Genomic DNA, 12798 nt, shown 5'->3' with positions numbered 1-12798 from the left:
CCGAGACTAGAGAGATGGAAGTCGGCCGTCTGGCCGGCTTTTTTGTTTTCTGTCCTCATCTTCTATGAAATCTATATTTCGTCTCAATCCTTGAAATTTTGTCCTTTTAACCGCTGACTTTGCAAAAATCTGATTATATAATTCTTTTTCCATTTGATAGAGTTCATCATCTGTAACTTGTTTTAGCTGTTCTGAGGGATTGAATCTCTCTTCTGAATGAGGTGTGGAAAATCTATTCCAAGGGCACACATCCTGGCAAATGTCGCACCCAAAAATCCAACCATTCATTTTGGATTGATACTCATCGGGCAGTTCTTTTCGATATTCAATAGTCAGATAGGAAATGCACTTATTGCTGTCGACCAACTTGGGCATGAGGATGGCTTCCGTCGGACAAGCATCTATACATTTCGTGCAATTTCCGCAGTGATCGGGCACAGGGGCATCCGGTTCTAAATCAAGGTCCACAAGCATGGTTGCCAGAAAATAAAAGGAGCCTGTGCTTTTGGTGAGCAGAAGCGAATGTTTCCCCACCCATCCGATTCCCGAACGCTCTGCCCAAGCTCTCTCCATGACTGGTGCAGAGTCTACAAAAATTTTATACGCAAAACTGCCAAATTTTTCGGTTGTCTCCGATGCTATTTTGTAAAGCTTATCTTTCAGCACATTGTGATAATCTTCTCCATAGGCATACTTGGAAATTTTAAAGCGATTCAATTTCAGCTTTTCCGACGGATAATAATTATGGGCAAACATTATCACTGTTTTGCATCCGTTCAGCAGAAGGCGAGGGTCCAGTCTTTTGTCAAAGTGATTTTCCATCCATAGCATATCGCCATGATAACCGCGCATGAGCCAGGTTTCGAGTAAAGAAGCTTCCTTTTCAAGGAACTCAGCCCTCGCAAAACCGATTTTAAAAAAACCAAGTTTAAAAGCACTTTTTTGGATAAATTCTTTAATTTTATTGGACATAGATATTGGTATTCAATTTAATAGTGTAAATCTATTCTATAACAATTGTTTTCTTTGAAATGGTAAAAATACCTGGATATGGGTATTTCAGGGCCTTTTTTGAGTATTTTCATTTGTTGATATCTACAATGCTTTTGGTTATGCGAAAGAGCTCTTCAGTTATATACGTTACCATAGCATCCTGGTTGTTTCTGGTGTTAATGATAGCATGTGAATCAGGCAATAAGTTCAATGAAACCTCCGAAAAAGAAAGAAGCGAGGATTCTATTGCATTTATTATTTCAGGAGATAAGATGAGGTCCATAAAGGTAAAGACTGCTTCAAATGATTATGAATCCGAAAGTAAAATAATCCATGTTCATCAGTCACAAAAGAACAAAGAGTAATTAGGTTGTGGTTTGTTACGTGTCAGGCTTACACACGTGACACGGAAGCCCCGAAACGCGAAGTGGAGGGGCTTTTTTTTTAGGTTTTAAGTTTAATAGCTTGTTCTGAAAAAAGTTGGTTGATGTACCACTTACCTTTGCAGCTTGGTAAGCAAGTTGCCTATCCGACGCCAGAAAGTTTTTTCAGAATATTCCAATCTGGGGGTCACGGCGGGTGTTGGCGGGTGATTTGCCCGATTTTAAACAACACTAAAGTTAGAAAAAACAATGAACACATTTGAATGGATGGGCCTCAGTGAGGCTCTGCTAAAGGCTATTACCGAAATGGGTTACAAGGAACCCACACCTGTTCAACAAGAGGCTATCCCGCTGCTACTACAGGAAGATACTGATATCATATCGCTGGCTCAGACCGGAACCGGTAAAACAGCCGCATTTGGATTGCCTTTGCTATCAAAAATTAAGGAGAACTCAGGGGTGCCACAGGCATTGATCTTGTCACCCACCAGAGAGTTGTGTATTCAGATAGCCGGAGAGCTGGAAAAGTTTTCCAAATATCAAAAATCAAAAATAGTTGCCGTATATGGTGGTGCAAACATGAGTACACAGATCAAACAAATAAAAGCTGGTGCTGATGTACTTGTAGCCACACCCGGTCGTCTGATGGATTTGATGGAGAGGGGTGTTATCCAATTAAACGACATAAAGATAGTGGTCCTCGATGAGGCAGATGAAATGCTTTCGATGGGATTTAAGGAGGATATCGATGCCATCCTAAGTCAGACCCCGGAAGACAGGCATACATGGCTCTTTTCCGCAACGATGCCCGAAGATATCAAGAGGATTTCAAAATCCTACATGCGAAACCCAAAATACATTTCAGTGGCAGGTGGCGGGCAGCTAAACGAAAATATCCAACACATCTATCATCTTATCGACGGAAGAGACCGCATCAAGGTCCTGACTCGAGTTTTGGATTTTTATCCGGATATTTATGCCATTGTATTTTGCCAGACTAAAATTGAAACGCAACAGGTAGCGGACAAGCTGATTGACCATGGATATCCGGCTGGATCCCTTCACGGCGATATGAGCCAGGCGCAGCGAGAGCAGGTGATGAATGCTTTCCGGAAGAAAGCCGCTACCATCCTGGTGGCCACGGACGTGGCAGCGCGTGGAATCGATGTCGAAGACGTAACGCATGTAATCCATTACCATCTGCCTGACGACCTCGAGTCATTTACACACCGCAGCGGCCGAACTGCCCGAGCCGGTAAAAAAGGAACGTCAATAGCCCTGGTGAGCAAAAACGAGTTGCACCGCTTGCGAACGCTTGAGAAAATTATAAAAAGAAAAATACAGTATGCCAAAGTCCCCTCTGGTATGGAAGTCTGCACAAACCAAATGCAGTACCTGATCAACCGAATCACTACGGAAGAGGTGAATCCTTTGGTCATCGAAGAATTTCGTCCAATGCTCGATGAGATGTTGGAAAAATTTCACCCCCGCGAGTTAATTGAGAAAATATTTAGTATGGAATTCAACAGATTGCTGGAAATGTATCGCAATGCTCCTGATCTGAATGTTTCACCAGAAAAAGGAGGCAAGTCCGGCGAAAGCCCGTATTCCACCTCGGGGATTCGCAGATGGTATATCAATATAGGCACCAAAGACGGAATGTATTGGCAGGATGTCAAAGATTTACTGAAAGAAAAAGGTGGTCTTGGCAGAGATGAAATCTCTGGCGTTGAAACCCTCTCATCTTTTTCCACTTTTAAATGCTCAGAAGAAGCTGCCTATAAAATTCAAAAGGCCATTCAGGGTTATTCGTTGCAAGGCCGGAAGATTTTTATAAAAGAAGATTCTTATAAAAAAGATGCTTTAAGAAAAAACCCCGGCACCGGCCGGGAAGAATCCCCTGCCATCAAACGAACCAGAAAAAAAGTCTCTTTGAAATCATAGGCAAAGAAGACATTTCAGCAAGTAACATATCGTGCTCATCAAATAAAATAAGGCTTTCTGATCACTGACTTTTATATTGCACCCGTTTTCTGACAACCGAGCTAAACTTGAGACAGAGTATACTTTATACAATTACTCAGAAAAAGTCTTCAGGACAGAAAATGATGGCTGCTCTGATAGACCCTGACAAAAACGACCGTCGCTCTTTGGTCAGAATCGTACAAAATAGTCAAATGGCCGACATCGATTTCTTTTTTATCGGAGGGAGCCTGCTGATAAAAGATGAGCTCGATCAGACCATAGCTTTGATTAAAGAACACTCCGAAATCCCTTGTGTTCTTTTTCCCGGAAGTGTCATGCAGATATCGTCCAAAGCTGATGCAATCCTCTTTTTATCCCTTATTTCAGGCAGAAACCCTGAATTTCTTATCGGAAACCATGTGATTGCAGCACCTTACATCCGGCAGACTTCACTGGAGGTGATCCCTACCGGATATATGCTCATCCACTGTGGCAACACCACCACAGCACATTACATCTCAGCTACATTACCCATTCCCTCCGATAAGGACGATATAGCCGCAGTGACAGCTATGGCCGGAGAAATGCTCGGATTTAAACTTATCTACCTGGACGCAGGCTCGGGCGCTTCGCACCCTATCAGACCATCTATGATTGAAGCAGTTCGGCAATCGGTGGAAATACCTATAATTGTAGGTGGAGGTATCAGATCCGCCCTACAGGCTAAACAAACCTATGATGCGGGTGCTGATATCCTTGTGATTGGCAATGCATTGGAAAAAAATGCATCCTTAATACAACAACTCGCTGAAGTAGCTAAAAACCCAGGCGTTATTAAAGGCTAAAAATTTTCTCAGTCCAGATTTAATTTTCCTATAATTTTGATTGAGAATAATCGTTTTATACAATATGAAAAAATTAATTTGGATACTTCTTGCCTTAATTGCGCTGGCAATAGCTGCAGGCCTTTATCTCTATTTTAAACCGGTAAAGGATTTAACCAAATCAAAACCTGATTTTTGGTTTGACGATCTTCGTCAATTAAATGAAGTATTACCAAATATTGAGAACAATCCCGGGGCGTACATAGGGAAAATTTTTGAAATTTCAGGGAATGTTACAGAATATTCTGCTGAACCCCACGGAGGAGGTTACTTAGTAATCGAAAGTAAAGATTTCAACATCCTCATTAACGCTCAACTAGACCACAGAGTTGTAAAGGTCAATATACAAGAAAACAGACCATGTACCATAAAGGCTGAATTCACCGGAATGGAGGAAGATCTGATAGATCCAGACGTTACAATTATGTACTTTAAACAAGCCGTCATCCTAAATCCAAAAACCCATCAAGAATGAAAAGTCTTTTGAGCACCATCTTTCTTGCAATTTTCTGGCTGGGAACACACCAAATCGCCCAATCACAAAAGTACCTTACCCGCAATGGGTATGTGCATTTCAAAAGCAATGCAGAAGTAGACGATGATGTCGAGGCCGTGAACCGATCTGTAGCATGTGCACTGGATATTCAAACTGGTGAAATAGTCTTCAATGTGCTGATTAAAAATTTTACATTTCGGAAAGCCTTAATGCAAGAACACTTCAATGAAAATTACATGGAAAGCGACAAATATCCACGCGCCACTTATAAAGGCAGAATTGTAAATCTACCATCGATTGATGTTTCAAAAAATGGAAAACACAAGATTAAACTCGAAGGAACACTTACAATACGCGACATTCCAAAAAACAGGACAGATGAAGCAGAACTTGAAATCAAAGACGGTACCTTCATCATTACCTCCGCTTTTGGCGTTGCATGTGCTGATCACAACATAAAAATACCCAAACTCGTTGCAGATAAAATTGCTGAAGTGATCGATGTGGATTTTCGCGTGGAACTCAAAGAAACATCCAGCAAATGAGAAAATATCTTGTCTTATTTTTACTTATTTGCACGCAGTGGGGCTATTGCCAGGAAGACTTGTTCTCTCTTATCGAAGAACCTGAAATGAAAGTTGAAGAACCGGTATCGGCTACTTTCAAGGGCACAAAAATTATTAACAATCAAAGCAATGAAATTCCGGCTAAAGGAGTTTTGCAATTTGTAATTCTACATCGTTTTGGAAGTTTAAAAAACGATTTTTTGTACAATTTTTTTGGATTGGACAACGCTCAAGTCAGATTCAGTCTGGACTATTCCCCACTGTCATGGCTCAATATCGGTGTGGGGCGTGCCAGTTTGTTTAAGATGACGGACATATGGTACAAGGCACCCGTGATAAAGCAAATAAAAAACGGATGGCCGGTGGGAATTACCCTATATGGCAGCGCCAACATCAATGGGTTAAGGTGGCCTACAGACGGGCTTGAAAGACTTTTTACTGACCGGTTGATTTATGTACATCAAATATTACTCTCTCACAAGGCCAATGAAAATTTTTCCATTCTTGTAGCACCCACTCTGGTCCATTACAACCTTCGGCAGACAGCTTCTCAACCCAACTCTTTGGCGGTCCTTACTCTGGGAGGCAGGTACAAATTGAGCAAGCGAGTATCGCTGAATGCAGAATACTCCCCGATGATCAATCGAAACACCGGCTGGGATGGCAGTCAAAGTACACCTTTTACCAATGCGCTCAGTATCGGTTTTGACATTGAGACCGGTGGTCATGTGTTTCAGTTGCACATTACCAACAGCCGTGGATTGAGCGACCCTGTATTTTTGACCCAAACCAGTGGCAGTTGGATGGATGGAGAAATTTATTTTGGATTTAACATTTCGAGGGTCTTCACTGTTAAACCTCCCAAAATCTAAAGACTATGACGACAACCAAAATACATAAAGTGGCACGGGTGTCTTTGGGTGTAGTAATGCTTATCGCATGTTTGCAGTGTACCAAGCGCAATGAAGAGGATTTGAAATCCATTTGTTTTGAATCGGAAATTTTACCAATTATCCAAGCCAATTGTGCCACCATTGGATGCCACAATTCGACAACTGCGGCCGATGGGTATGATTTAAGTACCTATGAGGGGATAATGCGCGCAGTGAAACCGGGCAACGGTCGCGACTCCAAAATCGTCAAAGTCATGCTCGAAGACAAAGAAGAGAAAAGGATGCCGCCTCCACCTGCTGCTCCAATGAGTTCTCAGTTTATCGAGCTGGTGATCCAATGGATTGACAAAGGCGCTGGACATGTGGTAGGTTGCAGCTTAGAGGTCGGTTGCGACACATCCTCAGTATCCTTCTCAGCTGATATAACACCTGTTTTAAACGATTTTTGCGTGAGTTGTCACAATGCATCTGCTCCATCAGGTGGGGTGGTGCTAAGTACATACAATGGGGTGAAATCCGTGGCTGATGATGGCCGTTTGGTGGGTTCGGTTTTTCACCTGCCGGGATTCAGCCCTATGCCTCCTTCTGGTACTCGGCTTGATGAATGCAAGCTGAACAAGATCAAGGCCTGGGTCAATGCTGGAGCTCCAGCCAACTAAGACCGCATCGAGTCCAGCTGGCCATTTAAACTTGTGATTAAGAGATTTTCGCATTTATTTGGCCATCCAATCCAATCAAATGATTAAACACTGGTTAGCAGCTGTCAGGCTGCGGACTTTACCACTTTCAGTAAGCGGTATTGTATTGGGTACATCTATTGCTGCAGTTGAAACCAGTATCAATTGGTCGGTATTTGCTCTGGCCGTAACCACCGCTTTGCTATTCCAAGTTTTAAGCAACTTTTCAAATGATCTTGGAGATGCAATCAAAGGTGCGGATCAAAAAAGGCAAGGAGAAGTCCGCATGGTTTCTGCAGGGCTGATATCGGCTGAAAAAATGAAAAAAGCCATCCTTGCCGTGGCTATGCTCTCCTTGCTGACAGGCATATCTCTGCTGTATACAGCCTTGAAAGATCAATCTTCGCTGGTTTTTTTTGTGTTTCTCGGTCTAGCGATCGCAAGCATTTGGTCAGCTATACATTACACATACGGGTCTTTTCCTTATGGATACCACAGATTAGGAGAAGTTTTTGTCATTGCTTTTTTCGGAATAGTTGCTGTGGGAGGAAGTTATTATTTGCAAACTGGATACTGGAATTCATTTGTGCTGTTACCCGGCCTGGCCTCAGGTATGTTTGCATCAGCCGTGCTTAATCTGAACAACATGCGCGATATCGATACCGATTTGACCAGTGGAAAGTATACAGTAGCCAACTTTTTGGGCTTTTTACTTGCTAAAGTCTATCACACCATTCTCGTAATACTTCCAATCATTTTAACGCATTTCTTCATCCGAGGTCTCCACTACTCTAAATACGCATATTTATATCTGCTCATTGTACCTCTTGTGTTGTCACATTTAGTCAGGGTTTGGAATACTACCGAAAAACATAAGCTGGACTCTGAGCTGAAAAGTATGGCACTTTCTACGCTGCTGTATGTACTTCTTTTAAGTATTGGAATCAACATTTAACTTTTCTTAATGAAAACACTAAAGGTAATCCCACACACTTTAAAATTCAAATTTGAGGTGCGAACCAGCCGGGGCTCAATGACAGAGCACCAGGTGTGGTATCTCGTTTTGGAAGAAGAGGGATTCTATGGCATCGGCGAGGCTGCACCTTTAAAGGGACTCTCAATAGACAATATGGAGCATTGGAATGCAAAGCTCCGCTGGCTCTCCCAGCATGTCAACGACGATGAAAAAAAAATCAAAACCGCATTAAAAAATTTTCCTGCCTTGTATTTTGGGTATGAAATGGCCTTGAAAAGCCTTGACGGGGAGCATCCGATGATGCTTTTTCCATCCGTCTTTACAGCCGGTAAAGCAGCAATTCCCATAAATGGGCTTGTGTGGATGAACGATGCCAAACAAATGCAATCCCAAATCGACAAACTGATAGACGATGGCTTCACAGTACTCAAAATGAAAGTTGGCGCACTCGACTGGAAAGACGAACTGAAACTCATCAAAGAACTACGTAAAAAGTATGACAACACAGAAATTCAGCTCAGACTCGATGCAAATGGCGCCTGGTCTCCAGAAGAAGCCATCGATAAGCTCAACAAATTGAGTGAAATGGAAATTCATTCCATCGAGCAGCCCATCAGGCCCGGACAATGGGATGCCATGGCCGAACTCTGTGCTCAAAGCCCAGTGCCCGTAGCATTGGACGAAGAACTCATCGGAATACACGAGCTAAAACACAAAAAAGAACTCATCAAAACCATCACTCCGGATTATTTGATCATAAAACCCACCTTATTGGGGGGATTTAAAGCTGCTGAAGAGTGGATTAAACTGGCAAAAGAAAACGGTATCGATTGGTGGGTTACCAGCGCCCTAGAAAGTAATGTAGGGCTAAATGCCATTAGCCAATGGGTAGTGACTCAGATACCGCGCATGCCGCAGGGGCTTGGCACCGGAATGCTTTACGAAAACAACATTCCCTCTCCTCTTGAAGTCCGAAAAGGAAAATTGCTCATCAATTACGAAAAATCATGGGACCTATCGCTCTTTCAAATAGAAATTTAAAACTCAAGACTTGTCTAATACTGTATTTTTGGGTTGCACTGCTATTTAGCCAGCCCAAAAACGTATTGGTCAATACTGACTACCAAAGCTCCTTTGGCACTAGCGAACCCTCCATTGCCATCAGTCGGAAAAATCCCGAAATCATGGTCATCGGCACGGTGCTGGATGGTGTGTATCGCAGTGAAGATGGTGGTCTAACCTGGGAAGGAAAAAAACTCAAATCGCTCTATGGAGTCTGGGGCGACCCGGTACTGGTAGCCGATTACAGAGGAGATTTTCACTACTTTCATCTCTCAGACCCCACCGGCAGAAACTGGCAAAGTGACGAAATACTGGACCGCATCGTAGTGCAATCATCCAGTGACGGCGGTCTTACCTGGACGCCCGGTTCATTTGCCGGATTTAATCCCCCAAAAAAGCAGGATAAGCCCTGGGCAGTTGCACACCCCTCTTACCATACACTTCATCTCTCCTGGACTCAATTTGACAAATACGGCAGCAGTGACACTGCTGATAAGTCTTATATTCTCTATTCCAATTCGCTCGACGGAGGAAATACATGGTCAAAACCCGTCCAGATTTCGCTCTACCCTGGTGATTGCATCGACAGCAGCGCCACAGCCGAAGGTGCTGTACCAGCCGTCCTATCCGATAGTTCGGTCTTCATTGTCTGGAGCCGAAACGACAGTCTTTGGATAAATGCTTCATCCGATGGCGGAGAATCATGGCTCCCGATCGAACAATTTCTCTTCCCTCATCGAGGAGGATGGAAAATAGCTGTCCCAGGTCTTCAACGAGCCAACGGTATGCCTTTTTTAGTGGCCGACGCCTTATCAGCCCAATTTCGCGACCATTTGTATTTAACCTGGATCAACTGGAACACCAAGAAAAACCGCTATCAGGTGATGGTTTCCAGAAGTACCAACAAAGGAATTTCATGGACCAAGCCAGCTTCTGTACAGGATGGCGGTCGCCAACTTGCGCGTTTTGCGGTCACTGCCTGCGTGGATCAATCCGATGGAACGGTATACCTGCTCTATTACCAGCAAATTGATAAAAGAAAACCCGAGTACAATGTAATCCTGAAATACAGCGCTGATGGCGGAAAGTCCTGGTCCAAAGGAATCGTAATAAATGAGAAAAAAATTCTTGTGTCTGACAAAATCTTTTTTGGCGACTACATTCATATCGATGCATGGAAGGGAGTGGTCAGACCCGTTTGGACTAATTATGACGGCATTCAAACCAACGTATACACCGCCATTTTGCACAAAAATCAGATTAAAACCTACAAGCGGTAGAGTTCTGATCCATTACCTGACTGATTTCCAAAGTATTAAATGTCCTATTCATCAAGCCCAAAAAAATCTCCACAAAAAAGTTAAATCCAATTTTTGTCATATTTCGCTATTTGGACAAAATCTAAATTTGCAATTTAAAATAAGTCTAAATAAATGAAGACGGTAGCACACATGGAGGCCGGGCAGACTGCAGTAATCTGCGAAAATGGCATTGAAAGTATTCCACTTAAATTACTGGAATTAGGCTGCCTGCCGGGGATTACCATCAAACTCGTGCGAAAAGCCCCACTTAACGATCCCTTATACATAGAAATCAATGGAAATCATCTGTTGATCCGAACAGAAACCGCTCGCCTGATTCCCGTAAATTGCTTGGTCGATTGATGCAAAACAGTTACATAATCAGGCAAATTCATTGAAAAACCAGTTGAAAATAGCCCTGGCCGGAAATCCAAACACCGGAAAAACCTCTCTTTTTAATGAACTTACCGGTTTAAGACACAAGGTAGGAAATTACCCGGGCATCACCGTAGAAAAAAAAGAAGGTGTTCTGAAAATTTCAGAAGCATTCACTGCCATTATTTATGATTTACCAGGCACGTATTCGCTTCATCCTACCTCGGTAGATGAACAAATCGTTTTCGATGTCCTCCTCGACGAAAAAAACCCAGACTTCCCGGATGTAGTTCTTTACATAGCCGAACCGGAAAACCTCAAGAGAAACCTGTTCCTCTTTTCCCAAATAAAAGATCTGGGATTACCAGTTGTATTGGTAATCAACATGATAGACAAATCCCGACGCAAAGGCATTGAAATCAATCTGGATGAATTGTCTGTGCAACTGGGTGTACCCGTTCTGGCGGTAAGCACCCGACAAGGCAACGGAATCCAGGAATTGAAAAATTTTATCAGCTCCTACCAGCCAAATGCTGCTGGACCTCTGGTCGATTTGAAAACCCGATTTACTCCACGGGTTGCAGACCGTATTTCCACCGCAGCACCCTATACCTTTTACAAAAACTGGTTGCTTGTGGCCTTCAGTGGGCGTCTGTCTCATCTGCCTCCTGAAGTTTGCACTCGTATCAGAAACACCAGCAACGAAGTGTCCGACATTCAACAACTGCTGCAAAAAGAAGCCATTTATCGCTACCAAAAGATCAACCGCATATTAGAAAATGCCATCAAAGTCGATCGTCTTAAAGGCTCAGACCTTCGTGCCAAACTCGACAGAGTATTTATCCATCCGATTTTTGGGTATGTCATTTTTATTCTCGTTATGATTTTGATTTTCCAGTCCATTTTTTCCTGGGCAAGCCGCCCTATGGACTGGATTGATCAGGCCTTTGGCCACTTATCTGCATATCTGGGTGAAAACCTGCCGAAAGGCAAATTCACAGATTTGATTACTGAAGGCATAATACCCGGCATTGGTGGCATCGTGATTTTTATTCCGCAGATAGCACTGTTAATTTTTTTTATTTCCATATTGGAAGAATCCGGCTACATGAGCCGTGTGGTATTTCTTATGGACAAGATCATGCGCCGATATGGCATGAGCGGAAAAAGCGTCTTGCCTCTCCTGTCAGGGACCGCTTGCGCGATACCCGCCGTAATGGCCACCCGAACCATCGAAAATTGGCGTGAACGTTTGATTACCATTTTCGTCATTCCCTTTACAACGTGCTCAGCCAGACTCCCTGTATACGCCATATTGATCTCGCTTATCATACCCAGAAAATATTACTTCGGCTTCCTGAACCTGCAGGGTCTGGTCATGCTTGGAATGTATGCGCTGGGTTTTCTGATGGCATTTGTAGCTGCCAATCTGCTGAACAAAATTCTCAAACGCAGCTACAACAGCATTTTTGTGGTAGAACTTCCGGAATATCAACTACCGCTGCCAAAAAATGTCTTCTATTCAGTTTGGGACAAAACCAAATCCTTTGTACTGGAAGCCGGAAAAATCATTCTGTCGATTTCCATAATCCTCTGGTTTTTGGCCTCCAATGGCGGAAACGAGTTCAAAAATGCTAGAGAAACAGCATTTCAGCTAAGTTCTCAGCCCGACAACCAATACAAAACCACCAATGCTGTGGTCCTTGAAAGTGCTATTAAACTTGAACAATCTTACCTTGGCAGGATTGGTAAGTCCATAGAACCTCTTATAGCACCGCTCGGATACGATTGGAAAATCGGTATAGCCTTGCTTAGCTCCTTTGCTGCCCGAGAAGTGTTTGTAGGTACCTTAGCCACCATTTACAGTGTAGCCGATGCCGATGATGAGAATGCAAACACCATTCGAACCCGGCTGCAACAAGAAGTCCGACCTGATGGTACTCCGGTATTTAACCTGGCTACGGGGATTTCCCTCTTGCTCTTCTATGCTTTTGCGATGCAGTGCATGAGCACTTTGGCTATCGTACAGCGCGAAACCAACTCCTGGAGATGGCCCTTGATTCAACTGGTCAGTATGAGTAGCTTTGCTTACCTTGTCAGCTTAATAGCATATCAACTCCTTCATACATGATTCAGGATTGGCTTACTTACCTTGCTCTGATAATAGCACTCTACTTTCTGGTGCGCAGATTTTTCCTTCCACCAAAAAACAATAAATCCTGCAATC

General features: G+C 43.2%; 13 protein-coding genes. 12 read left to right on the top strand and 1 reads right to left on the bottom strand.

From position 1 onward, the window contains the following. Window positions 1-6 precede the first annotated feature (6 nt). Entirely contained in the window at window positions 7-972 is a 966-nt protein-coding gene (queG, locus tag DES35_RS05245; protein WP_037360237.1) for a tRNA epoxyqueuosine(34) reductase QueG, read from the bottom strand. A 59-nt stretch (window positions 973-1031) separates the two neighbouring features. On the opposite strand from queG, the gene DES35_RS05240 reads away from it, so the two are divergent. The 12 genes from DES35_RS05240 (at window position 1032) to feoB (ending at window position 12702) form a co-directional block, all read left to right on the top strand. Then, window positions 1032-1358: a hypothetical protein gene (locus DES35_RS05240; protein WP_037360234.1), complete on the top strand. Its 327-nt coding sequence runs from the start codon at window positions 1032-1034 to the stop codon at window positions 1356-1358. 267 nt (window positions 1359-1625) lie between these two features. After that, entirely contained in the window at window positions 1626-3320 is a 1695-nt protein-coding gene (locus DES35_RS05235; RefSeq protein WP_114366047.1) for a DEAD/DEAH box helicase, read from the top strand. A 107-nt stretch (window positions 3321-3427) separates the two neighbouring features. Continuing rightward, window positions 3428-4186: a geranylgeranylglyceryl/heptaprenylglyceryl phosphate synthase gene (locus DES35_RS05230; protein ID WP_084180218.1), complete on the top strand. Its 759-nt coding sequence runs from the start codon at window positions 3428-3430 to the stop codon at window positions 4184-4186. A 64-nt stretch (window positions 4187-4250) separates the two neighbouring features. Continuing rightward, entirely contained in the window at window positions 4251-4700 is a 450-nt protein-coding gene (locus DES35_RS05225) for a hypothetical protein (RefSeq protein WP_037360232.1), read from the top strand. After that, the gene (locus DES35_RS05220) at window positions 4697-5266 is read left to right on the top strand and encodes a YceI family protein (protein ID WP_114366046.1); all 570 of its coding nucleotides are present in this window, start codon (window positions 4697-4699) and stop codon (window positions 5264-5266) included. Before DES35_RS05225 ends, DES35_RS05220 begins: the two co-directional genes overlap by 4 nt. Beyond that, the gene (locus tag DES35_RS05215) at window positions 5263-6159 is read left to right on the top strand and encodes a DUF5777 family beta-barrel protein (RefSeq protein ID WP_037360229.1); all 897 of its coding nucleotides are present in this window, start codon (window positions 5263-5265) and stop codon (window positions 6157-6159) included. The genes DES35_RS05220 and DES35_RS05215 overlap by 4 nt, the downstream gene beginning before the upstream one ends. 5 nt (window positions 6160-6164) lie before the next feature. Then, on the top strand, window positions 6165-6839 hold the full coding sequence (locus tag DES35_RS05210; RefSeq protein ID WP_114366045.1) for a c-type cytochrome domain-containing protein: 675 nt from the start codon (window positions 6165-6167) through the stop codon (window positions 6837-6839). Window positions 6840-6918: 79 nt separating this feature from the next. After that, window positions 6919-7812 (top strand): 1,4-dihydroxy-2-naphthoate octaprenyltransferase, encoded by an 894-nt coding sequence (menA, locus tag DES35_RS05205; RefSeq protein WP_114366044.1) that lies wholly within the window; start codon window positions 6919-6921, stop codon window positions 7810-7812. A gap of 9 nt (window positions 7813-7821) precedes the next feature. Continuing rightward, the gene (menC, locus tag DES35_RS05200) at window positions 7822-8874 is read left to right on the top strand and encodes an o-succinylbenzoate synthase (protein WP_114366043.1); all 1053 of its coding nucleotides are present in this window, start codon (window positions 7822-7824) and stop codon (window positions 8872-8874) included. After that, window positions 8841-10175, top strand: a complete 1335-nt coding sequence (locus tag DES35_RS05195; protein WP_114366042.1) for a sialidase family protein — start codon at window positions 8841-8843, stop codon at window positions 10173-10175. The genes menC and DES35_RS05195 overlap by 34 nt, the downstream gene beginning before the upstream one ends. Window positions 10176-10328: 153 nt before the next feature. Then, window positions 10329-10559 (top strand): FeoA family protein, encoded by a 231-nt coding sequence (locus DES35_RS05190; RefSeq protein WP_037360224.1) that lies wholly within the window; start codon window positions 10329-10331, stop codon window positions 10557-10559. A 31-nt stretch (window positions 10560-10590) separates the two neighbouring features. After that, window positions 10591-12702 carry a ferrous iron transport protein B gene (gene feoB / locus DES35_RS05185; RefSeq protein ID WP_114366041.1) on the top strand — a complete coding sequence of 704 codons (2112 nt, stop codon included), beginning with the start codon at window positions 10591-10593 and terminating at the stop codon, window positions 12700-12702. Window positions 12703-12798: the final 96 nt, after the last annotated feature.

The organism is Schleiferia thermophila (genome assembly GCF_003337435.1).
GTDB lineage: Bacteria > Bacteroidota > Bacteroidia > Flavobacteriales > Schleiferiaceae > Schleiferia > Schleiferia thermophila.
This window is presented reverse-complemented; position numbering and strand designations above follow the sequence as displayed.